Raw genomic sequence first — 24,578 nt, forward strand, 5'->3', positions numbered from 1 at the left:
ATAATTAATCTTTGTAATAAGCCTGTCATAACAACAAAACGGTTCACCGTTACAGATTTTAAGGGTATTGCGCTGTGAAAGATGACTATATTTTAATTGTCGATGATGAGCTACCGATCCGCGAAATGATCCATACCTCTTTGGATATGGCAGGCTTCCAATGTTTACAAGCTGAGGATGCCAAACAAGCGCATCAAATTATCGTTGATCAGCGTCCTGCACTTATTTTGCTGGATTGGATGCTACCAGGTGGTGTGAGTGGTGTGGATTTATGCCGCCGCCTCAAACGAGATGAGAACTTGGCCGAGATTCCAGTGATCATGCTGACTGCACGTGGTGAAGAAGACCACAAAGTTCAGGGGCTGGATGCTGGTGCTGATGATTACATGACCAAACCGTTCTCGACGCGTGAACTGGTGTCCCGTATCAAGGCGGTACTGCGTCGTGCCAATGCGCTGAGCGGTGAAAAAGTCATTGACGCCAATGGCCTATTGCTTGATCCTGTCAGCCAGCGTGTCAGCTTTGGCAATAGCATTTTAGACATGGGTCCAACCGAATATCGTTTATTGGCTTTCTTTATGACTCATCCAGAGCGGGCCTATACCCGTGCTCAATTGTTGGATCAGGTCTGGGGTGGCAATGTCTATATCGAAGACCGTACCATTGATGTGCATATCCGTCGTTTACGCAAAGTGTTAGAACCCTTTGGTGTCGATCGCTTTGTACAAACCGTTCGTGGCACTGGTTACCGCTTCTCCACACGAGCAGATTTAGCAGTAGGTTAAAAAATCCTTTATGTATGAGCCTTACCCCGTCCCGGAACTGGCACGTGAACACCAACGTTTTCGTTACAGCAGTTTATGGACCTTTGCAAAACAAGATTTAAGACTGTTACTTTTTTTCTTATTGATTGCAAGCTTAGTCGGATTCGGGGTGGGATACTTCTGGAGCTGTGTTTTTATTGCCTTCGTGCTGTTCTTTTTTCTACAGCTGCGCTCGCTTTATCTGGTCAATGAATGGATTTCCAACCGTCCTTATGATGTCCCACCCAATCTGAATGGGATTTGGGGGGCATTGCTGTTCAATGTCTATCGCGCACAGCGTCAAGAACGTATTGTTCAAGCAGAAATGGTCGGCTTGATTGACCGTGCACAATCCTCTTTGGTGGCATTGGCCGAAGCGGTGGTCTTGATTGATGATCAACATCAAATCGAATGGTGGAACCCTGCTGCTGAAAAACTCTTGGGCATTAGTCCTTTGGATCGTGGTCGCAACTTATTGTCGATTTTACGCCAACCGAGTTTTATTGAATATTTTAACCATAGCGACCAGTCACCAGATGGGATTCGTCTGCAAGCCCAGATGGATGAAGAGCGTTATGTACAAGTCAAACTGACCCGTTTCGGCGGGGAAAGCCGTCTACTGGTTGCCTATGACACCACACGGGTACATAACCTCGAGCAAATGCGCAAAGACTTTGTCGATAATATTTCACATGAATTACGAACACCGCTGACCGTACTGAGTGGTTATATCGAAACCTTTATTGATCAAGATGACATTACCCCGCGCTGGAAACGGGCTTTTACCCAAATGCAATCTCAAACCAAGCGTATGAATGCTCTGGTGAATGACTTGCTGCTGCTATCCAATTTAGAAAATAATAAAAAAGTCGCGAAAAATCAGATTATTGATATGGCCAATCTGATGAACCAGATCTTTGATGATGCGCGTGCCTACAATCTCGATTATGGTCATACCTTAAATCTGGATATTGATAGCCATTGTGACCTGATTGGTTCTGATATCGAAATTGCCAGTGCCTTTAGTAATCTGATTACCAATGCCATTAAATACACCCCTGCGGGTGGGATCATTACCATTGGCTGGCACGAAGATGGTGACCATGCCTACTTTACCGTACAGGATAATGGGATCGGAATTAATCCCAAACATTTACCGCGCTTAACTGAGCGCTTCTATCGTGTTGATAGCGCGCGTAGTCGTCAGACAGGTGGTACAGGCCTAGGTCTGGCAATTGTAAAACACGTGTTAATGCAACACGGCGCACATTTGGAAATTACCTCGAAGGAAAATGAAGGTTCAACCTTTACTGCGGTATTCCCGAAAGAACGTCTATACCGCATGATTTAAACCAGACAGGGAACTGCCAAGTTCCCTGAAATATGATGTGATCATTCCACTAAAACAATATAATAAATTGTTGTTTCACTTCATCATTTCTATTTTTATCGATGTATTTCTCATGCTAAACACACCTTTTCTTCGTGCTTGTGCCCTCTTGCTTGGGCTCGGTATGCCTTTGGCGATTCATGCTGCTCCAACAGATCCACTGATTGGGACGTGGAAAGTCGTCGACGAACGTACTGGTTCTTATCTGTCTGATATCGTGATTCGCAGACATTCTGCCACTGAACAATACAGTGCCGTGATTGTCAAAATGTATCCTTCTGCCAAGGAAGCTGCGCCGACTTTATGTAGCGCATGTACGGGTACGTTAAAGAATCAGCAGATCATCGGGATGGAAGTATTAACCGGCTTGAAAATGCTCAATCAAAATGAAGAGTTTGGACAGGGTGTTTGGCTCAACCCCTATGACGGACAGAAATACCAGCTGAATGCGCGTTTAAGCAAAACCGGCAAAATGCTCAGCATCAATGCCAAAAACCCAAGCAATAATAACTTTCGCAACATGACTTGGATTCGTCTATAAGCGTCTGCCTTGCTTGCTATAAAATAGATAAAAATCACATAAAAAAGAGTATATTTTATCTACTCTTTTTTATCATTTTAACCATCAGCTAGCACATCAAGAACTGGTTTTAGCATTCAGCGCTGTCGGCTCAAGCAAATGGCTGGGCAAACCAAAAATATGGTCAAAAAAGTAATTATAAACAAAGGTATAACATGGAATTAGCACCATCAAGCTAAAATCCAGCAAGAAGGCTTTGATTAAACTGATCTGCATCCACCATGCAATGAGGGGAATCAAAATCATCACCAAAGCAATTTGAAAGCCGATCGCATGCGCCACGCGTCTCCACAAGGTGCGTTTTTTGGAGCTCTGCTTTTTTTCCCACATCTCGAACACATAGTTATAGAAAAAATTGACCGTCACCGCGATCACCGCGATCAAGATTGATAACGGCCCTGTATGGCTGATGGTTGTGCCTGAAAGCACGGCTAACACCATCGCACAGATAAAAAAGCTGAACACTTCATAGAAAAACACGTAGGTGACTCTTCTCTTGGTTCCTTGCATAACCACACCTTGAAATCAATAATGAGTGGATTTTACGCTTTAAATTTGATAAAAAAAGTTAATCGTTATCAGATCTACTGACAAGGAAGTAACCATGAAGCTCAGTCGTGAACAACTCGAACTGATTCTTGAGATTATTGACCGAGGTAATTTTTCCGCAGCGGCACGTGCCTTGAATCGTGTGCCTTCAGCCGTCAGTATGTCGATTGCCAATCTCGAAGCAGAGTTGAATTTAAAATTATTTGAACGCAGTAAAAATCATCTTGCCCCCACCGAAGTTGCACTCTCGATCGAACCGCATGCCCAGTTAATTCTGACCAAGTTGCGTCAACTTGACCTGCATCTGACCGAGCTTTCAACGGGTCTGGAAACCAACCTCTGCATTGGGATTGCCGCGGATGTCAATCAAAAGTTTCTATTGGCAGGGATTGAACCGTTAATTCAACGCTATCCCTTACTCAATATTGAAATGGTCAGTGCCCCGCAACAGGAGCTCAAGACACGACTGCACAATAACGAGATTGATCTGTATATTGCCTATAGTTCATCGCAACTCGATAATAATGAACGCTTTCGTTTATTGGGGATGGAACAATTCGTCGCAGCGGTTTCACCTAAAGATGCACAACAACTCAAAGCGCAGAATAAAAATGAGCTCACCATGCTGTCTGAACTCAGACAGATTATTGTAGACAGTAAGCATTATCCATTACCTGATAGTCGGGTTTTGGTCTCCGATTCTTATTGGTACAGCGATAATTTATCCATGGCCATTGATATGGTGGAACAAGGTCTCGGTTGGGGCAATTTCCCCCTATCCGTAGTACAAGCACATTTTGCCAAACAGAGTCTGGTACGCTTGGCCTTTCTCGATACCACCAATGGACTGGGTATGCCGATTCATGCGATTTGGCCAGCATATAAACCTTTGAGCAAATCCATGCAATGCTTGATTGAACTGTGGGAAAAACAAATCAATCTTGCATAAAAAAAGCCCGACATCCAAGTCGGGCTTTTTCGTATTCCTTTCACTAGATACAACTCCTGTCATATCTCACGTCCTGATGCACAAACTTATCATTCTTGTTTTATGTTTTGGAACTTCCTGTTCCTGATGAGTTCATATTAGGCAATTCAACTGAGGCTGAAAATGGGACATTGCCCCTAATCACTGTAAGAAAAAGCGTACATTGCCTCACTTTACGCTCATGTTGAAAGCAAGTGATCCCATCGGATTAAATATAGAAACCTCTACTAATCTCCCCATAAATCAATAGTCTGTTCTGTCTTCATTACGCCCATATAGTGATCATAGCTTTGTGCCAGTAGACAAATCACTACAGCAGCAATCAAGGTCAAAATCTTATTTCTCATTGTCATCGTCAGCGACCTGAATCAAGGATCTATAAAAAAGGTATAAGATTTCTCTCATCTAATCTAATATAGAAAAAACAAGCACTGATCTAATTTTGAGATATGTGGACCTTCAAACAATTTAATTATCTAATCACGATTGTAGAAACTGGGGGCTTTATTGCTGCCTCGGAGAAGTTGTTTATTGCTCAATCTGCCCTGAGCAGACAAATTAAAAATTTAGAAGAAGAAATCGGTTTTGAAATTTTTGATCGATCTGAAAAGAAAATTAGACTCACACCTGCAGGTGAAGCACTGTATAAAAGTTTAAAAAGCAATATTGATCATTTAAAAAGTTCCATTGTCAGCGCCCAAAGTATCAGTCGGGGTGAAGGTCGAATCATTAAAATTGCCCATTCCAGCAGTATTGTCTTGGATCAAAGCAAGCTGGAAATCTTTGAGCAGCTTTGTGATTGCCATAACATTGATATCGAAATGAATACCCTATCCTCTGAATTACAGCTCGAATATTTATTGAATGGCAGTATTGATCTGGGCTTTATTCGACCACCGATTTATCACAATTTAAATGATGTAAATACCATCAGTTTATATACCGCACCTTTATATGTCGCCGCCCATATTTCAGACCCATTTTTAAGTGAAAAAGAAAGTATATCGATCCGTGAGTTGGCGTCCTTAAATTTTGTCTCTGTCCCACATAAAGCCCGAGGTGGTTTAAGTTATTTGGCCGCCAATTTATGTTTAGTTAACGGTTTTAGTCCGAAAAGAACCCGAATTTATTCAAGAAAAAGGTCCCAACTGGAACTGGTCGCCAATGGTTTTGGCGTGTGTATTGTGCCTGAAGAATTTAAAGTAATTTTGCCGAGCGATGTCAGACTGATTCCCCTTCAAGATAAAAACACACTTAGCGAAGTAAAACTCATCTGGAAAAAAGATGAAGACCCGATCATTAATAGCTGTGCAGACGCGATTCATGCCTATTACAGTTCCAAGCAAATGAACTAAACAACGATCTTGATTTCAGCTCAAATGAAAAAAGCCCGACATCCTGTCGGGCTTTTTCGTATTCCTTTCACTAGATACAACTCCTGTCATATCTCACATCCTGATGCGCAAACTTATCATTCTTGTTTTATGTTTTGGAACTTCCTGTTCCTGATGAGTTGATCTTAGGCAATTCAGCTTAGGTTGAAAATGGGACATTGCCCTGAATTGCTGTAAGCAAAAACGTACATGGTTTGGATAATGTTGCGCAAAACATGCCCAAATAACTTATACAAAATATGATTTATTTCAAATCGACCTTTTTGACCAATATGAAGATTATTTAAGAAATAAATTAAAAAAATTTATTATGTTAAGTCGAAAGTTGTTGAATGGAAAATCCTTATTTTCTTGTATTCCGGATAAGAGATTTTTTAGATTGTAAAATGAATGAAGACTTAGACGTTTTATGCGCCATCCCGCACGCTTGTTATCTTTAAACCGTTAATAGGACAGAGCCTAAATTTAAAGAGGGACATAACTTACTTTTCTTTTCTTGACCGAAAATCAAATTGGGTTATGTCCTTTTTTTTCAATAGCTTAAAAAATTAAGATTCGCATGAGCCTATTGATATAAGCTTTTTATGGCAACTTACAGAAAGTTATATAATGATCAGATGTATAGTATCTTTCTGAAAAATTATTTCCCCCGTCTACCTTCACAACGAGCCTAAATTTATTATATTTATCAAATTGACCTTGTTCAAAATATTTTCCTTCTACGTAACTAAAAGGACTTTTTAATTTTGGAAGTTTACCTTCATTATTTGAGAATACCTGTGTTACGATTTTGTCCTTACCTGTACCACACATATTTGCATTTTTGACACAGACTCTCATACTACGATCAAACTCTCTAACGTAGTCTGGTAGCTTGCCACAATCTGGAATTGCAGCAAAAACAGAGGATGTAAAAAATACTGAAATTATTAATATGGGATAAGATCTTATATTCATTTTCATAATTCATTCCTTATAAAATTAATACAGATAAATCGGCAGCCTTTAAAAGCTTAGCTCCTAAGACAAAGCGCAACAGAGATAAATCCGCGTGCCCCTAGACCGATATATCTATTTTGGTAGTCTAGTGCCTTAAAATGACACTAGACTAGTTTGTTGAATGGAAGCCTAACACTGCTGTCTTTTCATAAACTTTACTGGTTAAAGCATTCCAACCTTTCATTTTTGACCATTTGGATTGTTTGGGTAAATAAGAGATCCCTTTTATGAATGACTGGACTCAATCTGGGTGACTTATCATCCCAACAACGGCAATGGCATAACTAACCAATGTACAAAGCTGAAGCGCTTAGGAAGCATCCTGAACCGTTACGCCCCAAATTTGGAATAATCCTTTATCCAGTTTGAATGTGGTTACTAATTTACCAGAGCTAGAAAGTTGTACGTCAGTGGTGTGTGTTGCTGAAGCACTCGCAGAGAAAAATGGCCAAATACCAAATGTCGCTGAGGACTTAATCTGTTGATATTCCTGATCACTATATGTCGCATTGCTGGTAACAGTGAATTCGTAATCGCTGACTAGGACGATTTGACTGACCCGACGGGCAAGACTCCCATCAGGCTGATTAAAAAATAAACCCCAATTCCCGGCATTGCTTTGTGGATCCCAGACGCTCATATCATTTTTGGCATTAATGGCGCGTTTGTACTCATTATCTAAGTACCAATTACCACGCGTAACGCTAAGTGTTGCTATCTTGTTAATTTGACCTTGGATGGTAAAACCAGAACTAGCAGCTTTTGCATTGAGCTTATCAAAGTTTGCTGTCGCACCACCATCAAATATATTCCAGAATCCACTTGCGGCGCCCTCAATTTGGGTTTGAGTCAGCGTTTTCTCTGTTTCAGTCGAGTCGAAGTCGATTGTGAACGGACCAGCCCCCGCATTGAGCTGACTCTTGGCATTGTCTAGGGTTGGAGCGTAGATTGGTAACGTTGTAATTTGACCTGATGTGCTAGTGAATTGCTGGTAGTTTGAGGTTTTTCGGACCGCATCCAAGGCTAAATTCAATGGTGCCTGAGCCTGCTTCTGGAATGCAGAAAGAGCTCCTGGGACACTCTGAGGATCCAAGCGTTGGTTAGCAAACTTCTTGAAGACCGCCTCTTGAGAATCTTCGCTCATCGGGTTCGCGTTAAAGTAGGCATTCCTGTAATTGATCCAATTGATATAATTATCGCCGAGATAAGTTGCGAGATCTGTACCTTGCTCAGCTAAAAGTGCTTGCAAGAGCATCTTGTAACCACCAGAAAACGTTGCCACGCTGCCTGCATCGTAAAGATCTGTGTTGGGTGGAATAGCATCAGCCATACTAAATAGGCCACTGCTGTCGCTGGTTTGAAGACCTAAACTGCCCTGAGCTAGTTTAAACGAACTATCCAGACCGAGGGCTTTCGTTACGACCTCTTTCCATGCAGCATTAAGTTTTTGTACATTTGTTTGAGTATCAGAGTTCATGGTATTACCTCATATAAAGATCCTAATGATCTTTTCTAATAAAATTATTATATTTAAGCTTATTTAATATTTATTTTTAGTGTTTCTAGATTTTCTTCACAAGTAGCTTTTTAATAAAACAATAATATTCAACCATTATAAATATCAAATAGCAACTCATAAAAATTCCCCACACCATATAAAAATATCCCCAGTTCTTAAATATATTTTTCTGGAAATCAAAACTTATAATAGTTCTCTAACAAATAGAATTAAAAAAAAATAGACCTAGACTAGTTCACCGTAATATCGGCATGTATCTAATTGAAAAATAGGTTATTAAGTTAGCACTTTCCTTTATAAAAAGAGTTTTTTAAAATGAGACTAAGTCCGCAAAAATTAAAAATATTGATAAGTATGTTTTGCCAAGATAGCACAGCATCTGAAACAGCAGAACTAACAAAAATAAATAGAAATACTGTAAATTATTGGTATAAAAAATTTAGAAATCTGATTTATTTAAACAGAACAAAAATGAGATCTAATTTGGGATATACAAAAGACAATAAACATTTAAATCTCCATAAATTAGTACTATCTATTTATGAAAAAGAGAAGAATGTTTTTATAGATTTCACCCCTGTCGATGAATACCATAGGTTAATTTTTTTTTAGAAAAAACACCGATAAAAATACCAACCAAAATATGAATTACACTTTTTTAATTTCTTTAGAATATTCAAAGTTCATTTCATTTTCATCTAACAATCGGGAACTTAAATTATTTTGGATTTTTTGTGAATGCCGACTATCTAAATTTAATGGGGTTTCCAAATATTTTGATTTACATTTAAAAGAATGTGAGTGGCGATGGAGGAATGATCATTTAGAGGAAGACTTACTATCTATGGTTAAAGAAGCAAATTTAATAAAATAATACTAATTCATAAATATCATATGAAAATTTTCTAATTCATTTAATACAGTTTATACAAAAGATAAAAGCCCTTTAAAAGTTTTAAAGGGCTTTTAAAATGATTTTGTAAGCTTAAATCGAATGACCTAAACGCTCACCCATCACCACTGTCGAATTGGCTTTAAACTGTTCTTCCCAAACCATTTTATCTTTTTCAAATAAAATCACAGCGGTTGAACCTAGGTAGAAACGCCCTAACTCGGCACCTTTCTCCAATTTCATTTGGTGATGCTGCAATTCAACTTTGCCAGAGGGTTTTACCTTGCCCGTTGCAACCGTTTCAATCCCAGCCACAATCATTGCGCCAACCAAAACCACCGCCATACGACCCAGTTCGGTATCAAACAAACACACCATACGTTCATTACGTGCAAACAAACCTGGTACATTTTCAGCCGTGGTTTGGTTGACTGAGAACAACTCACCTGGAATATATAAGGTCTCAGTCAATGTACCTGCCAATGGCATATGCACACGATGGTAATCTTTTGGCGATAAATACACGGTTGCAAATTGACCATCAATAAATGGTTTCGCCAACTGCGGATCACCAATCAATTTTTCAGCAGAAAAGCTTTGGCCTTTGGCTTGGAAAATATCACCCGCTTCGATTTTACCGAGCTGCGAAATCGCACCATCGGCCGGGCAAACAATGCTATCGGCTTGTTCATCAATACCACGGACACCCTCTTTTAACGCACGGGTAAAAAATTCATTAAATGACTTATATTGCAGTGCATTGCTTTGCGCTGCAATGCTCATATCAATGCCATATTTTGCTTTGAATGCCTGAATCACAGCAGTTTTTACCAAGACATTTTCACTTGCGGCAACTTTACCGACCACACGGCTCAGTTGGTGTTGCGGCACAAGATTCTGTGCTTTGATAAAGAGTTGTTTTTTTAGATCTGCTGCAAAACTCAAGACGGTGACTCCCCTGAAATAATAGGACTATCGAGGCGATTGCCCCATTCACTCCACGCACCGTCATAGGCTCTAACTTGCCAGTTGAGCAATCTTGCCAAAATATACGCCAAACCTGAACGATGATGAGACTGACAGTACACCACCACAGGTTGTTGTAAATTAAAGCCTAATTGTTCTAAACGTTGTTGTGTGCGTTCAAGCGGGTGTAATTTTAGATGATTTTCACGGTTTAGGGCAGTACTCCATTCAAAATGCAGTGCATTTGGGATGTGACCGCCGCGTCGTGCAGCCAAGCGCAAGCCTGTATATTCCTCGTTGGTACGGCAATCCCAGAGCTGAATATTGTCCTGTTCGACCTGTTGTAACAATTCGTGATATTCAATGCGATGCTGCTGTACCGTGTCTAAATCGATCTGGAACAGATCGGCAACGGGTCTGACGGGATCGACTTCAGCCGTGGTCGGCAAACCTGCCCCCAACCAGCCATGAATCCCACCATTAATCAAACTGGTTCGATTAAAACCAAGGCAATGTAAGTTCCAGATTAAACGCCCTGCCCATGCGCCACCTTCATCGTCATAGACCACGACATGATGTTGCGGCGAAATATTCAGTTTCTCGATTAAAGCCTGTAAACCTGCTAAATCAGGCAATACCCCACTGGCTTGTTCTTGTTGTGCAACCAGAAATTTAGGTTGTAAATGAATTGCATGAGGGATATGCAGTTGTTCATACACCGATGCTCGGCTTAAATCGACAATTCGAATCAACTCGCTGCCTAAATAAGGCACCAATTGTTCAGGCTCAATCAGTAAACCCAGTTTAAAATCTACGTCAGTCATTGTTATGCTGTTTTATCATCCGCATTGGGGGTGATTTTAGCATAGCGGATTTTTTATCTTTGTCTGATTTTTTGCATTCATTTAGCAGAAAAGTAGATATACCGTCTGATGAATATCCATAATGCTTTTCAGATTTAATATAATCTATCACATGAAATTGGATACTCGAAAACGTCATCCACAACCTGCGAAATATCTACAAGGTATTGCTTCTGCGAAATATAAAATAGAAGAAGGAAATGAACAGGTTTTGTGGATGACAATGGTTTTGCCTACTTTTCCCGAAAGAAAAGTAGGCAAAACCGAAGGTTGAACCTAATATTTAAAAAATGCCCAGTAAGATACCGCCATCACCATCCTCTAAACTTGTTTGCCTAGACACTGACTTCGTTCTCTTCAATCTCAAACACCTGACGCAAATACGCCAAGAAAGTATCATTATCGGTCATGGTCTTACCCGGACTATCCGAAATCTTCGCCACTGACTGACGATTACACTCCACCAATTTCAACACAATATTCAAAGGCTTCTGCCCCATATCGTTGGTTAAATTGGTGCCAATCCCAAAACTCACTTGGAAACGATCTTTAAAATATTGATGCAATAACCATGCTTTTTCCAAATTCAGACCATCACTAAAGGTCAACATCTTGGTCTTGGTATCAATCTTGAGTTTGCGATAATGTGCATACGCCTTATCACCCCACTCATACGGGTCGCCACTGTCATGACGTAAGCCATCAAATAACTTGGCAAAATACAAATCAAAATCACGCAAGAAGGCATCCATACCGACCACATCGGTTAGGGCAATGCCTAAATCCCCACGATACTCTTGTACCCATGCTTCCAAAGCAGCTTTTTGGAAATTACGCAAACGCACATCAAGTGCCTGAAAAGCCTGCAAGAATTCATGCGCCATGGTACCAATCGGACTAATCCCCAATTGCTTGGCCAACAATACATTACTGGTTCCGCGAAAGACTTTCGGTGCAACAGCCTGAAAGGCCTGTACCACATGCTTTTGCCATTCAAAGCTATAACGGCGGCGTGTGCCAAAGTCAGATACTAAAAAGGGAGGCTCTTTATCTTGTTGTTCTTGTGCATAATGATGTAATTGCAGCAACTTCTGTTGCAGGCGGCGTTCACCCTCAACCAATACCTCATCACTACGGATGCGACGGAAATACAATTCATTGACGATAGCCAAGACAAAAATCTCAAACATCATCGCCTGAACCATAGGCCCTTCAATTCGGATATCCAAGCGCCCAGCCTCATCAATACTGGCTTTGATAAAACGACGTTTTAGTTGGAATAATTCCAGATAATCAACAAAATCACTTTTAATAAAACGCAATGAGCGTAGGTATTGTAATTCATCTTCTGCAAAACGCAGTTCACAGAGCAAATCCAGCTGCTGATTCAAGTCATCTAAAATATCAACTAAGGGATAAACCGTATCTTCTAAATTGCGGCAACGAAATAAATAAACACTATGTGTTTGCGGAAACTGATGCAACACCACCTGTAACATGGTGAATTTATATAAGTCGGTATCCAGCAAAGATTGAATAATGGGTGTAGACATGACTGACTTAGGATCTATTCTATTTCAAGCATTAAAGCATACTTTTAGCCAGAAATGAGGCTGTCTACGACGATGGTTATTCTTCTTGTCATAATCTTGCCTAGAGTCTTTTTAAATTCAAATAGTTAAATAAGATCCTAGCTCACTCCGAACCAGCAGGCTGAATCTCCCGCAACCGTGGCAGTTGCCCAAACTCAATCGCAAACTGCTCAGCGGTCAGTTGACCTGTTTTCGCAGCATGGGGATCACAATCCACCCGACGCAATTGCTTGGCAATGCTCCATTCAGCTTTGACAATGGCTCCCATCAACGCAGTATGCCCCCGCTTATCTCGAATACAGCGATTGGCATTTTGATCCAGTAACAGCTGAACCGCCTCTTTCTGTCCGTAATAACTCGCCATCATCAATGCGGTGTAACCTGAGTGATCTTGGATATCAACTGGAAAGCCATGCTTTAAAAATTCTTGTAAAACTTCAGTATTGCCAACTTTTGCTGCTGAAAAGAACAGCTCAACCACCTCATCTGAACCGTTTACTGCAGTCGATGCTGGGTTCGCATAACTCGAGATGGATAAACTACTGCACACGATACAAATTGCACAGACTGTCGCTCTTAAACCAATCATCACAACATCCTCTGAATTTAAAAAGGAGTGCCTGTAACACTCACCCTAGGTGCAGGAAAGGCGATTGAGGTTACAGGACTTGCTGGGGGTAACAATAACGGCACCTGTTACCACATACTCAACGTATTATTGGTCTTGCAATTGTGCTGCTTTGGCCTGCACATTTTTAAGGTTAACATTGAGTGACTTGGCTAAACGCGTTCCATAGTCCGCGTCTGCCTTATAGAAGTAAGACAGCATGATGGTCTTGGTTTCCATATCTTTGACTTGCCCTAAATCCGCAGTCAGGTTACGAATCAAGTCATTCTTTTCCGTTACCGAATAACTCCGATATAACTCGCCCGCCTGTTTAAATGGCTGCTGTTTTTGAATCGCATGCTGCATCACTGTTCCTTGTAAAGGTGTAGCAACCGCACGTGCAATCTCAGTTGAAGGCTTTGGTTCAATCGTACTTGGCTCATAGTTGACATGCGACTCAGTCTGTCCCATGTTCATCGCCCCTTCCTGATTATTGTTATTCACCGCTACACGAGGGCGATTTACAGGAATTTGCTGATGATTCGCGCCTAGACGATATAACTGTGTATCTGAGTAAGAGAAGATACGACCTTGCAGTAAACGATCTTCCGATGGCTCAATACCCGGGATCAAATTGCCTGGAGCAAACGCGGATTGCTCAGTTTCCTGGAAGAAGTTCTTTGGCATACGATTCAGGGTCAAGGTTCCGACTCTAACTTCAGGCACTAGATCATTCGGCCAGATTTTGGTTGCATCTAATGGGTTGAAATCAAATTTATCGAGGTCTTTGGGATCAAGTACCTGAATATATAGATCCCATTTTGGATAGTTACCCGCGTAAATGGTTTTGTACATATCATTGGTCAAATGACTCCAGTCACGACCTTGTACTTCTTTGACCTGATCTAAGTTCAGACCTTTCACGCCTTGCTTCGAACGCCAGTTAAATTTGACGTATTTATATTCACCTTTATCGTTATAAAGCTTAAATGCATGTACGCCAAAACCATCTAGGGTACGGTAACTTTCTGGTGTCCCCAAATTGGAATAGACATAGGTCAACATATTAATCGACCACGGCTGACTCTTTAAGAAATCAAAAATGCGGTTTGGATCTTGAACATTGGTGACCGGATCAGGCTTCATCGCATGGACAAAGTCTGGGAACTTGATCGCATCACGGATAAAGAACACGGGTAGGTTATTACCGACCAAATCCCAATTCCCCTGTTGAGTATAGAATTTCACGGCAAAACCATGCGGGTCACGCGCGGTTTCTGGCGAACCTTTAGGATGAATCACGGTCGAGAATCGAACAAATACGGGGGTCGTTGTTCCCGCTTTAAACATAGAAGCGACAGTCAGATCAGAAAGATCTTTGGTTGCCACAAAATCACCATAAACCCCTGTACCACGGGCATGCACCACACGCTCAGGGATACGTTCACGGCCGAAACGTTGCAACTTCTGAATCAGCTGAACATCTTGCAACAAGGTTGCACCATTGGCACCCGCTGTCATTGAGTTTTGATTGTCACCAACAGGTGCACCATTGTCTTTTGTTAAAGGAGCTGCATACGCTGTGCCGAGCATTGCCGCCATTATTGTGAATAAAAATGTTCGCTTAAACATACTGTTAAATCCAAAAATCTAAATACCTTTCCTGCACGGCAACTATACAAAGATTTTAACAATAGATAAAAAAGATAATTTTAATAAAATAGATCGAAAAATAAGATCATGGCAAATCCCCTCATTTTTCAAGCTCGATGTAAAGCCGCTGAATCTGCTAGACTGCGGCATCTCTACAAGACAGATTTTCACTTTTCTATGCGTGCATTAATTCAACGTGTTCTCGAAGCCAAAGTTGTCGTTGAGGGCCAAACTACAGGTGAGATCCAACACGGCCTATTGGTGTTTTTAGGCTTAGGTAAAGAAGACAACCTTGAAAAAGGCCAAAAACTGATTGATAAGATTCTGAAATATCGGATTTTTGATGATGAGCAAGGCAAAATGGGCTGGAACCTCAGCCAAGCCAATGGTGGCCTGCTACTGGTCTCACAATTTACGCTGATGGCTCAGACTCAGAAAGGCTTGCGACCAGACTTTGGCCCCGCAATGCTACCTGCCGAGGCGCAAGCCTTATATGAGCAACTGGTTGACTATGCCCGTCAACAGTTCAATCAGGTACAAACGGGTATTTTTGCGGCCGATATGAAAGTTCATTTAATCAATGATGGCCCGGTGACGTTTAATCTGGAAGTTAAATAATCACAAAACATAAAAAAACTCCCGAGAAGGAGTTTTTTTATTACAGCTCTTTTATTATTTGCCAGTTTTTTCTTTAATAAATGCACGTGCTTGACGAATTTTCTCTTTTACCGGTTTTGGCACTTTTGGTGGAATCAATTTTGCCGCTTGGTTAAACCAAACCAATAAGCTAAAGTCGCCTTCCATTTTGATACTGCCATCTTGCATCCCCGTCATAAATGCAGTTGGGTCACCCTTAATTAGAGTCTTGACACCTTGCTCACTTGAAGCAAATTGCAAAATGAAATCTGCTTGTTGTGGACTGCCTGCAACGGTATCAATTTTGCCGTGATTCACAATAATCTGACGTGCAAAGCCTAAATCTGTACCAATTTGAATACGAAATTCACGATCATGAACCAATTCAATAAACTTCGGACTCGTACGTGCCAATTGCTTCATCCGTAGTGCCAAACCTGCCACCAACAAATCAAGTGGATCAGTGCTGACATCAACGATAGGTAACTTAACCACAGGTAAAGAAGAAAGCTTCATGACAATTATGCCTACAGTATAATGATGAAAATTAAGACAACAGTATCCTAGCACAATTGTAGAGTTGTCTGTAAAAGCTTTGTTGCAGAAAATTAATACAAAAAAGGCATGCTGAGCATGCCTTTTTTGCTGTTCAAATTATTATGATTTATCGGCTAGAACATTGTTGCTGATCATCCTTATATACAGGTGTATGTTCAATATACTGGCGATTTGCCAATTGCTTTTGTGCTTGTTTATCTTCACGTAAAAGAATAAATGTAACCGTCATCATCGCGAGGCTCAAGGCAGTCAGATAACTATAGGCGACGGACATATCGAATATGGTTTGCGCACCAAAGCGTACCACTTCTAACAGTCCCCAGCACAGCATACCCGCCAACATAAAACCTAACCAACGACGATAAGGAGAAAAGAAAACAGCAATAATTGCGACAGCGATTAAGCCAAATCCAACCAACATGGTGAAATTCGCTGCTTCCATAGAAACCTCCGTCTAAAAAAGGGTGGTCTGCAATTGTGTTCAGACCTCTATTTTGTTCTGTAATCTCAAACAGTACTTGGTGTTGCATTCACGTCTTTATGCATTATGGAGGGTTTTTTTTAGAAAAGAAGAGCCTGAAATTAACCTTACGACATAAGCTGTCGCAATATGCTTTTGTCATTACATTTTTTAAAATTATAAAAGTCCTCAATCTCCATATAGCATCAATTGCGGCGTGTCATTACAAAAAAATATCGTTGTTTTATGCCCTAAAAAAACTTTTTTCAGATTTTTTTTATCGTTGTTTTTCTATACATTTAGACATAAATATGACGGAATAGTGACGTCCTGAAAATTAATCAGGCCGCTTTAAAAAGCGGCCTGATTTCAAACGTAAATCATGGTTTTAAGCGCGATTTAAATCTTTATCATGCATACCCAACAAGTACAAAACACCATCTAAACCCACACTTGATATGGCTTGATTAGCATTTTGACGAACGAGCGGCTTGGCACGGAACGCAACGCCTAAACCAGCAATTGAGAGCATTGGCAAATCATTGGCACCATCACCGACGGCCATGGCCTGCTCAAGTGAAATGCCCATCTTCTCGGCCAATTGACGCAGGAGTTCAGCCTTACGTGCACCATCTACAATTGCACCTTTAACCTCACCTGTCACCACACCATTTTCGACATCCAGAATGTTGGCATGGACTTCATCAATTCCCAATTTGGCTTGTAAGTATTCCGCAAAATACTGGAAACCACCGGACAGGATTGCGGTTTTATAACCCAATGCTTTCAGCGTTGAAATCAGACGCTCCGCCCCTTCAGTCACCGTTAGACGTTCTGCAATTTTAGGCAAAACCGATGCATCCAGCCCCTTGAGCAACGCAACACGGGCACGGAAACTTTGCTGAAAATCAAGCTCACCCAACATCGCACGTTCAGTGATTTCAGCGACCTGAGCCCCCACACCTGCTTCTAATGCCAGCTCATCAATCACCTCTTGCTCAATCAGCGTAGAGTCCATATCAAAGCAAACTAAACGACGATTACGGCGATAAGCATTATCTTCCTGTACCGCCACATCAATATTGAGTTCACCCGATAAACTGAGGCAAGCAGCTCGCATGGCCTGTGCATCGAGCATCTGCCCACTCAGACCAAATTGTACGCAGGCACGACGCGGGAATGGATTTTCAACATCAAGCTCTAAACGACCCGATAACCGCGTGACCGTTTCAATATTAAAACCTTGACTTGAAACAATTTTAGTGACGGCTTGCAAATGTGCAGCCGTCAGTTCAGGCGCCAGTGCGGTAACGATATAGCGTGTTCGTCCACCTTCACTCACCCATTGATCATATTCTGCGTTGGAGATTGGTTTAAATCGCACAGTTAAGCCAATATCATGTGCTAAAATCAGAATCTCTTTCATTGCTAATGCAGTTGCAGTCTCATTATCCGAAGCAACAACAATCCCAAGGGTAAGTTGATTATGGATAACGGCCTGACCTACATCGAGTATTTGCAAAGAATGTACGGATAGTACTTGCATTAATCGAGTAAACTGATTCGGTTGATCTGGTCCTAGAAAGGATATAAGAATGATTTCTCGCATGAATTGACTCGTGGTTGAGCGACAACTATTGTAAGAATCATAACATAACCCATGAATCTATTTGCCTTGGAAGTTTAACTTGAATGCGCCTCGCCAAGGGCTATTTGCTAGCCTACTGATCGTAAGTTTTGCATTGCATACCTTTTTATTGGTGATTGCAACGACACATCAACTCAATGAAAATCGCGCCAGCCAAGGCCAGCTGATGACCAGTCAGTTAGTGGCAGATACGCTTTCCGAATTGGAACCGGCCAATACCGTTTCATTGGCATTGGTGGCCAATCGTTATGCAACCAACCCAAGTGTTGCATCCATTCGCATCTTGGACGCCAATAAACAAGTCCTTGCGACCAGCGGTATGGCCAAAACCCGTCAGGGTGAAGTGTTTGTTCGCGATGCGCTGCAAAATGAAAAGAAAGTGGGTACGGTTGAAATTACCTTAATCCAACCGAGCATTGGTGAGATCTTACGGACTCAATGGCTGGCTATTTTAGTTTCTTTATTTATTCATGGCCTGATTTGGTTGGCTTATCGTGCTATTGCGCGCCAAACCCGCAGTGAATACCTTGCAAAAATCAATCAGGAAAATCATCTCAAACATGAAATTCAACGCCTAACCCAAGCACTCGCACTTGAAAAACAGAATGCAGTGACTTTGGTTGCCCAAGCGCAACAACAGGCAAAAGCCCAAGCCAAACCCCGCATTGAAAAAAATCCAGTTGAGTCTGTCACGCTGGACGATCATGCTTTGGCACTTAATATCCAGTTTTATGACCCTAAGCAGTTGCTCAACAGTGTCAACCAATCTGTTTCAGTGCCTTATTTCAAACTGTGCCAACTGTTCTTGGATAAAAGTATTGATCTATGTGCCAAACATTATCAAATTGATGCTGCCCAAATTCAGGTGGTACAAGAATTTAGTGCCGACGGTGCAAGCTTGGCCACCACCTCGGAAAAAAACCATGCTCTCGAATGTCTGATGATGGTCGGTGCCGTTTTCCAACTCTTGTCCGATGTGCTGTATAAACGTTATCGTGAAGATAAACGTTTTGCCTTGCAAACCCGTGGGGCTGTTGCCAGTGCTGTCGATGCCATGCAATTAGATGCACTTGAAGCCGCAAAACGTTTGGCACAGCATTTACATGCGAAAGAGGCCGCTTTGCATTTAAACCATGAGCAACTAAAAACGATTCAGAACAACTATGAATTGGTGGCAATGCCTAACCCGAGCAATATTATGACCCGCCATGCTTTCATGATTAACGGCATGAATGAAGAATGTGCGACGCTGGCGCAAACTTTACGCACTGAAATTTTAATGGGTAAAAAAACCAGAGCTTCCACAGAGTTTGAATAAGCCTCGGCTTGACTTCTTTTAGCTCCACAGTTGAGTGATTAAAAATACAAGGCTTTGTCTAAATACAAAGCCTTGTATTTTTTCTCGGCACCCAAATATTAATGCTCTACTGGGGTAATCCTCATTTGCGCAACACAAAATGCCTTTGCAGGCTAAAGTGTTGCTTTGAAATTTGTCGCCCCTGTCTTTTTATTGCTAAAGAAGCACAGGCGAAATTTTTTAAAATGCGGTAAACTATGCCAGATTTATCGAATACTAGTGCCTGAAAAGGCAACATCAAAGGTGAAAGCGAATGCCGCTGAGTCGTGTTGAAGAGCTTGTCGCAGATATTCGTGCAGGCAAAATGGTCATCCTCATGGATGATGAAGATCGTGAAAATGAAGGTGACTTAGTCATCGCTGCAACGCATGTTCGCCCAGAAGATATTAACTTCATGATTACCCATGCACGCGGACTGGTCTGCCTAACACTGAGTCGCGATCGTTGCAAACAGCTCAACTTGCCATTGATGGTTGATCAAAATGGCGCACAACACGCGACCAACTTTACGCTCTCCATTGAAGCTGCGGAAGGAATCAGCACAGGGATCTCAGCCGCTGAACGTGCGCATACCATTCGCACTGCGGTTGCTGCACATGCCAAACCAAGTGATATCGTACAACCCGGCCATATCTTTCCTTTGATGGCACAACCCGGCGGTGTATTGCACCGTGCAGGTCATACCGAAGCAGGATGTGACTTAACCCGCCTAGCTGGTTTAGAACCTGCCTCTGTGATCTGTGAAATTATTAACGATGACGGCACCATGGCGCGTCGTCCTGATTTAGAAGTATTTGCAGAGAAACATGGCTTAAAAATTGGCACCATTGCGGATCTGATTCATTACCGCATGACCAATGAACAAACCGTTGAACGTTTGTCTCAAGAAAGCATTGAAACCGAATACGGCGCATTTGAACTCTATAAATACCGTGAAATCGGTAATCCAGACATTCATGTGGCATTAGTGAAAGGTGATCCAAAGCAAGGGGTGACCACGGTGCGTGTTCATGGTTTCAGTCCAATTCGTGACTTATTAAAACTCAACAAAGCCGATGGTTCGTCTGCTTGGAATTTAGATCATGCAATGAAAACCATTGCAGCAAGTGATCGTGGTGTATTGGTGTGGATTGGTCAGGATCATCTGGAAGATTTAGGTCCTGCACTGAATAGCTTAAATCAGCCAAAACCGCTGAAATCCAATGCAGCATTGTCCCATCAATACCAAACGATTGGTGTCGGTGCACAGATTCTACGTGATTTAGGTGTTGAGAAGATGAAGCTGCTCAGCTCGCCGCTTCGCTTCAATGCCTTATCCGGATTTAATTTAGAGGTAGTGGAATACATCACTGCCGATCAAATCACAGCAAAATAATCGAGGTTGCTATGGCAATTCGCCGAATTGAAGGTTTATTACATCTCGCAAGCGAAGGTCGTTATGCGATCTTAGTCGGTCGTTTCAACAGCTTCGTGGTTGAACATTTACTTGAAGGCGCGATCGACACCTTAAAACGTCATGGTGTTGCAGAAGATGCGATTACCGTGATTCATGCACCTGGTGCATGGGAACTGCCAATCGTTGCAAAAAAACTTGCTGCATCAAATAAATTTGATGCCATCATTGCATTAGGCGCAGTGATTCGTGGTAGCACACCACATTTTGATTTTGTTGCAGGCGAATGTGCAAAAGGTTTAGGTGTGGTTGCACTTGAAAGCACAATGCCGGTGATCAATGGTGTCTTAACCACAGACAGCATTGAACAAGCAATTGAACGTTCTGGTACGAAAGCAGGTAACAAAGGTAGCGAAGCTGCATTGACTGCGATCGAAATGGTTAACTTATTAAAGGCAATTTAAAGCATGTCGCAAACACTTCAGGCCGCTTATGCAGCGAAACGCAAAGCACGTCGTTTTGCTGTACAAGGGATTTATGAATGGCAAATGAGTCATAACCCAGTCCATGAAATTGAAGCACGTACCCGTGTTGAAAATGCCATGCACAAAGTTGACCTTAACTATTACCATGAATTACTCACTCAAGTGGTTGCTCAACATGAAGCTTTAGATGAGTTACTCATCCCTGTACTTGACCGTGAGTTAAATGCCCTGGATGGCGTAGAACTTGCCACTTTACGATTAGGTGCCTATGAACTCCGAGATCACCTCGAAGTTCCGTACCGTGTTGTACTTGATGAAGCGATTGAGCTAGCTAAACACTTTGGTGGTGCAGATAGTCATAAATACATCAATGGTGTATTAGACCGTCTTTCATCGAAGCTTCGTGAAGCTGAAAAACAACAAGCAAAATAATAGGCTTGTGTTACATGGCTGAGTTTTCAATTATTGAGCGTTACTTTCAGCGAGCATCCAATTCCGATGTGAGTTTGGGTATCGGCGATGACTCAGCCATCGTTACCCCCCCTCCTTTACAACAATTGGTGATCTGCGCAGATACACTGGTTGCTGGACGACATTTCCCCCTAGATACTGCTGCCCATGCGATTGGCTGGAAAAGTGTGGCTGTCAATTTATCAGATTTGGCGGCAATGGGAGCAAAACCCCACAGTATTTTACTGGCGCTTAGTCTGCCCAAGATTGATCATGACTGGTTGACTAGCTTTAGTCAGGGTTTATTTGATTGCTGCGATCAATTTGCTGTGAGTCTGATTGGTGGAGATACCACGCAAAGCACTCAACTCACTATTAGTGTGACCGCTTTAGGGTGGATTGAACAAGGTCAGGCTATTACCCGTTCAGGCGCTCAGGTGGGTGACTATATCTGTGTCAGTGGACAAATTGGTGATGCCGCCTTTGGATTACAGCATTTGAGTCATGCCTTACAACGACGCTTAGATTACCCAACACCACGTTGCCAACTCGGCCAACAGCTAAAGGGATTGGCATCAAGTATGATTGATGTATCAGATGGACTTGCCCAAGATCTCGGACATATTTTAAAAGCCTCTCATGTCGGTGCAAAACTACAGCTTGATCAACTTCCCCTAGATCCATCGCTCAAACAACTGGATCTGCAACAGGCTTGGCATTATGCACTCGCAGGGGGCGATGATTACGAATTATGCTTTACAATATCACCGCAAAATTTTAACCAACTGTCGCGACAACAATTAGATGTTCCGCTTACAATAATCGGCGAAATTACCCAACAAACTGGATTGTTATTTGAGTATATGGGCAAAATTACCCCATTACATGTTCATGGATACCAACACTTTGCATAAGCCTCCCATTCACTTTAGCCAAATGAGCTGGCTAGACCGTTTCATCGTTTTCTGCGGTGTCGGTTTTGGTTCTGGCTTAGCCCCAAAAGCACCGGGAACCTTTGGTTCAGCCTTTGCACTGCTGTTTATTCCCCTCTGGTTATATCTTGGCTTGTCCGCCAGTCTGGTGGTGGTCATTTTAATGTCAGTAATTGGCATTTATATTTGTGGCCACACCGCAAAAGTCATCAATGTGCATGATGACGGACGTATTGTGTGGGATGAATTTGCGGGACAATCAATTACCCTCCTTCCTTTGCTTTACTTAGGGCAGATGAACTGGCCATGGGTCATTGCGGGCTTCGTTTTATTCCGTATATTTGATGTCTGGAAGCCATTTCCAATCAGTTGGGCAGACCAAAAAGTGTCTGGCGGCTTAGGGATCATGCTTGATGACATCATCGCTGGCCTCTGGGCGGCGCTGTGTATTTTTATTCTCCACTCTTACCTTTGACTTAAGCCATTTAGAGTTAGTTATGTCAACAACTGTTATTATTCTTGCAGCAGGGAAAGGAACGCGAATGCGTTCACAACTACCAAAAGTATTACAACCCCTCGCAGGCCGTCCTTTGCTTGGACATGTCATTCAAACAGCAAAAAAACTACATGCCCAAAACATCATTACCATTTATGGACATGGCGGCAATTTGGTCAAGCAAAGTTTTGCAGCGGAACAAATTGAATGGGTTGAACAGGCTGAACAGCTCGGCACAGGCCATGCTGTACAAATGACCTTGCCTGTGTTGCCGCAGGATGGTATCTCATTGATTTTATACGGTGATGTACCCTTGGTTCGTCAAAGTACACTGGAACAGCTCCTCGAGGCATCAAGCCAATCGGGGATTGGTATGATTACCCTGAATGTCGAAAATCCAACAGGTTATGGTCGTATCGTTCGTCAAGCAGGCAAAATCCAAGCCATTGTTGAACATAAAGATGCCAATGAAGAACAACGTCAGATTCAAGAAATTAATACGGGAATCTATTGTGTTAGCAATGCCAAGTTGCATCAATGGCTGCCAAAGCTCTCGAACAATAACGTTCAAGGTGAATATTACCTGACTGATATTGTGGCAATGGCGGTTGCAGATGGCTTAGAAATTGCCTCTATTCAACCAGAGCTTGAATTCGAAGTTGAAGGCGTCAATGATCGTTTACAACTTGCAACCTTAGAACGTCAATTCCAGCAGCAGCAAGCCAAAGAATTAATGCAACAAGGTGTTCACCTGATTGACCCAAATCGTTTTGATTTACGTGGCAGCCTTCAATGTGGTCAAGATGTCCAAATCGATGTCAATGTCATTATTGAAGGTGACTGTGAGCTTGGCGATAACGTACATCTTGGTGCAGGCTGTATTTTAAAGAATACCCGTATTGCTGCGGGTACCAAAGTTCAGGCTTATAGCATTTTTGAAAATGCAATAGTGGGTGAAAACACCCAGATCGGCCCTTTCGCTCGCCTACGCCCAGGTGCCAACCTTGCCAATGATGTTCACATTGGCAACTTTGTTGAAGTAAAAAACTCAACGATTGGTCTTGGTTCTAAAGCCAATCACTTCACTTATTTAGGTGATGCCGAGATTGGTGCAGGCTGTAATATTGGTGCAGGTACCATTACCTGTAACTACGATGGTGCCAATAAACACCGTACGATTATTGAAGACAACGTGTTTATCGGAACCAATAACTCACTGGTTGCACCCATCAAGATTGGTCAAGGTGCGACCACAGGTGCGGGATCAACCTTAACCCGAGATGTGGCTGACCATAGTTTAGCTGTCGAACGATCAAAACAGTTTGAAAAAGCAAATTATCAACGTCCCCAAAAACTGAAAAAATAAGA

At 42.0% G+C, this 24,578-nt stretch carries 26 protein-coding genes; 14 read left to right on the top strand and 12 right to left on the bottom strand.

Annotated elements, in window-relative coordinates:
• Positions 1–74 precede the first annotated feature (74 nt).
• The 3 genes from phoB (at position 75) to Aba26S_RS03745 (ending at position 2,734) form a co-directional block, all read left to right on the top strand.
• Entirely contained in the window at positions 75–785 is a 711-nt protein-coding gene (gene phoB, locus Aba26S_RS03735; RefSeq protein ID WP_004657056.1) for a phosphate regulon transcriptional regulator PhoB, read from the top strand.
• Positions 786–795: 10 nt separating this feature from the next.
• Positions 796–2,154, top strand: coding sequence for a phosphate regulon sensor histidine kinase PhoR (gene phoR / locus Aba26S_RS03740; protein WP_005270214.1), 1,359 nt, complete (start codon positions 796–798; stop codon positions 2,152–2,154).
• Positions 2,155–2,266: 112 nt separating this feature from the next.
• The gene (locus Aba26S_RS03745; protein ID WP_005270213.1) at positions 2,267–2,734 is read left to right on the top strand and encodes a DUF2147 domain-containing protein; all 468 of its coding nucleotides are present in this window, start codon (positions 2,267–2,269) and stop codon (positions 2,732–2,734) included.
• Between the two features lie 96 nt (positions 2,735–2,830).
• Here Aba26S_RS03745 and Aba26S_RS03750 read toward each other — a convergent pair whose 3' ends face one another.
• On the bottom strand, positions 2,831–3,283 hold the full coding sequence (locus tag Aba26S_RS03750; RefSeq protein ID WP_016651293.1) for a PACE efflux transporter: 453 nt from the start codon (positions 3,281–3,283) through the stop codon (positions 2,831–2,833).
• 94 nt (positions 3,284–3,377) lie between these two features.
• Here Aba26S_RS03750 and Aba26S_RS03755 point away from each other — a divergent pair, with 94 nt between their 5' ends.
• Positions 3,378–4,271 carry a LysR family transcriptional regulator gene (locus tag Aba26S_RS03755; protein ID WP_016651292.1) on the top strand — a complete coding sequence of 298 codons (894 nt, stop codon included), beginning with the start codon at positions 3,378–3,380 and terminating at the stop codon, positions 4,269–4,271.
• Between the two features lie 266 nt (positions 4,272–4,537).
• On the opposite strand, the gene Aba26S_RS21575 is transcribed toward Aba26S_RS03755, so the two are convergent.
• Positions 4,538–4,663: a hypothetical protein gene (locus tag Aba26S_RS21575; protein WP_016651291.1), complete on the bottom strand. Its 126-nt coding sequence runs from the start codon at positions 4,661–4,663 to the stop codon at positions 4,538–4,540.
• Between the two features lie 96 nt (positions 4,664–4,759).
• Between Aba26S_RS21575 and Aba26S_RS03760 the strand changes: the two genes are divergently transcribed.
• A complete protein-coding gene (locus tag Aba26S_RS03760; RefSeq protein WP_016651290.1) occupies positions 4,760–5,665 on the top strand; it encodes a LysR family transcriptional regulator in 906 nt (301 codons plus the stop codon).
• A 621-nt stretch (positions 5,666–6,286) separates the two neighbouring features.
• On the opposite strand, the gene Aba26S_RS03765 is transcribed toward Aba26S_RS03760, so the two are convergent.
• The 4 genes from Aba26S_RS03765 to Aba26S_RS03780 form a co-directional block, all read right to left on the bottom strand.
• Entirely contained in the window at positions 6,287–6,667 is a 381-nt protein-coding gene (locus Aba26S_RS03765) for a ribonuclease domain-containing protein (RefSeq protein WP_005238049.1), read from the bottom strand.
• Between the two features lie 346 nt (positions 6,668–7,013).
• Entirely contained in the window at positions 7,014–8,180 is a 1,167-nt protein-coding gene (locus tag Aba26S_RS03770; protein ID WP_016651289.1) for a hypothetical protein, read from the bottom strand.
• A gap of 1,027 nt (positions 8,181–9,207) precedes the next feature.
• Positions 9,208–10,059, bottom strand: a complete 852-nt coding sequence (gene asd / locus Aba26S_RS03775) for an archaetidylserine decarboxylase (protein WP_016651287.1) — start codon at positions 10,057–10,059, stop codon at positions 9,208–9,210.
• A complete protein-coding gene (locus Aba26S_RS03780; RefSeq protein ID WP_016651286.1) occupies positions 10,056–10,904 on the bottom strand; it encodes a sulfurtransferase in 849 nt (282 codons plus the stop codon). The genes asd and Aba26S_RS03780 overlap by 4 nt, the downstream gene beginning before the upstream one ends.
• Before the next feature lie 151 nt (positions 10,905–11,055).
• Here Aba26S_RS03780 and Aba26S_RS21090 point away from each other — a divergent pair, with 151 nt between their 5' ends.
• Positions 11,056–11,217 (top strand): hypothetical protein, encoded by a 162-nt coding sequence (locus Aba26S_RS21090; RefSeq protein ID WP_016651285.1) that lies wholly within the window; start codon positions 11,056–11,058, stop codon positions 11,215–11,217.
• A 61-nt stretch (positions 11,218–11,278) separates the two neighbouring features.
• Here the strand turns inward: Aba26S_RS21090 and pncB are convergent, their stop codons facing one another.
• From pncB to Aba26S_RS03795, 3 genes are all read right to left on the bottom strand, one after another.
• A complete protein-coding gene (gene pncB, locus Aba26S_RS03785) occupies positions 11,279–12,496 on the bottom strand; it encodes a nicotinate phosphoribosyltransferase (RefSeq protein WP_016651284.1) in 1,218 nt (405 codons plus the stop codon).
• 142 nt (positions 12,497–12,638) lie between these two features.
• Entirely contained in the window at positions 12,639–13,124 is a 486-nt protein-coding gene (locus tag Aba26S_RS03790) for an ankyrin repeat domain-containing protein (RefSeq protein WP_016651283.1), read from the bottom strand.
• A 126-nt stretch (positions 13,125–13,250) separates the two neighbouring features.
• A complete protein-coding gene (locus tag Aba26S_RS03795; protein WP_016651282.1) occupies positions 13,251–14,774 on the bottom strand; it encodes a catalase in 1,524 nt (507 codons plus the stop codon).
• Between the two features lie 198 nt (positions 14,775–14,972).
• On the opposite strand from Aba26S_RS03795, the gene dtd reads away from it, so the two are divergent.
• Positions 14,973–15,413, top strand: a complete 441-nt coding sequence (gene dtd, locus Aba26S_RS03800) for a D-aminoacyl-tRNA deacylase (protein ID WP_032861732.1) — start codon at positions 14,973–14,975, stop codon at positions 15,411–15,413.
• Between the two features lie 54 nt (positions 15,414–15,467).
• Here dtd and Aba26S_RS03805 read toward each other — a convergent pair whose 3' ends face one another.
• The 3 genes from Aba26S_RS03805 to serB all read right to left on the bottom strand — a co-directional run bounded on the left by Aba26S_RS03805 (position 15,468) and on the right by serB (position 18,058).
• Positions 15,468–15,947: a hypothetical protein gene (locus tag Aba26S_RS03805; protein WP_005238037.1), complete on the bottom strand. Its 480-nt coding sequence runs from the start codon at positions 15,945–15,947 to the stop codon at positions 15,468–15,470.
• 148 nt (positions 15,948–16,095) lie between these two features.
• On the bottom strand, positions 16,096–16,431 hold the full coding sequence (gene aciT / locus Aba26S_RS03810; RefSeq protein WP_005238035.1) for a ciprofloxacin tolerance protein AciT: 336 nt from the start codon (positions 16,429–16,431) through the stop codon (positions 16,096–16,098).
• 406 nt (positions 16,432–16,837) lie between these two features.
• Positions 16,838–18,058 carry a phosphoserine phosphatase SerB gene (gene serB / locus Aba26S_RS03815; RefSeq protein ID WP_005270174.1) on the bottom strand — a complete coding sequence of 407 codons (1,221 nt, stop codon included), beginning with the start codon at positions 18,056–18,058 and terminating at the stop codon, positions 16,838–16,840.
• A 61-nt stretch (positions 18,059–18,119) separates the two neighbouring features.
• Between serB and Aba26S_RS03820 the strand changes: the two genes are divergently transcribed.
• The 7 genes from Aba26S_RS03820 to glmU all read left to right on the top strand — a co-directional run bounded on the left by Aba26S_RS03820 (position 18,120) and on the right by glmU (position 24,576).
• Positions 18,120–19,415, top strand: coding sequence for a hypothetical protein (locus Aba26S_RS03820; protein WP_164743254.1), 1,296 nt, complete (start codon positions 18,120–18,122; stop codon positions 19,413–19,415).
• A gap of 292 nt (positions 19,416–19,707) precedes the next feature.
• Positions 19,708–20,829 (top strand): bifunctional 3,4-dihydroxy-2-butanone-4-phosphate synthase/GTP cyclohydrolase II, encoded by a 1,122-nt coding sequence (ribBA, locus tag Aba26S_RS03825; protein ID WP_005238032.1) that lies wholly within the window; start codon positions 19,708–19,710, stop codon positions 20,827–20,829.
• Between the two features lie 11 nt (positions 20,830–20,840).
• Positions 20,841–21,311, top strand: a complete 471-nt coding sequence (gene ribE, locus Aba26S_RS03830) for a 6,7-dimethyl-8-ribityllumazine synthase (RefSeq protein WP_004637206.1) — start codon at positions 20,841–20,843, stop codon at positions 21,309–21,311.
• Between the two features lie 3 nt (positions 21,312–21,314).
• Complete coding sequence (gene nusB, locus Aba26S_RS03835) at positions 21,315–21,764, top strand: transcription antitermination factor NusB (RefSeq protein ID WP_004657014.1); 450 nt, start codon at positions 21,315–21,317, stop codon at positions 21,762–21,764.
• 14 nt (positions 21,765–21,778) lie between these two features.
• Positions 21,779–22,696 carry a thiamine-phosphate kinase gene (thiL, locus tag Aba26S_RS03840; protein ID WP_016651279.1) on the top strand — a complete coding sequence of 306 codons (918 nt, stop codon included), beginning with the start codon at positions 21,779–21,781 and terminating at the stop codon, positions 22,694–22,696.
• Entirely contained in the window at positions 22,674–23,189 is a 516-nt protein-coding gene (locus Aba26S_RS03845) for a phosphatidylglycerophosphatase A (protein WP_016651278.1), read from the top strand. Before thiL ends, Aba26S_RS03845 begins: the two co-directional genes overlap by 23 nt.
• A gap of 22 nt (positions 23,190–23,211) precedes the next feature.
• Positions 23,212–24,576 (top strand): bifunctional UDP-N-acetylglucosamine diphosphorylase/glucosamine-1-phosphate N-acetyltransferase GlmU, encoded by a 1,365-nt coding sequence (glmU, locus tag Aba26S_RS03850; RefSeq protein ID WP_016651277.1) that lies wholly within the window; start codon positions 23,212–23,214, stop codon positions 24,574–24,576.
• The last annotated feature ends 2 nt before the right edge of the window (positions 24,577–24,578 follow it).

Source organism: Acinetobacter sp. NBRC 110496, from assembly GCF_000876115.1.
GTDB lineage: Bacteria > Pseudomonadota > Gammaproteobacteria > Pseudomonadales > Moraxellaceae > Acinetobacter.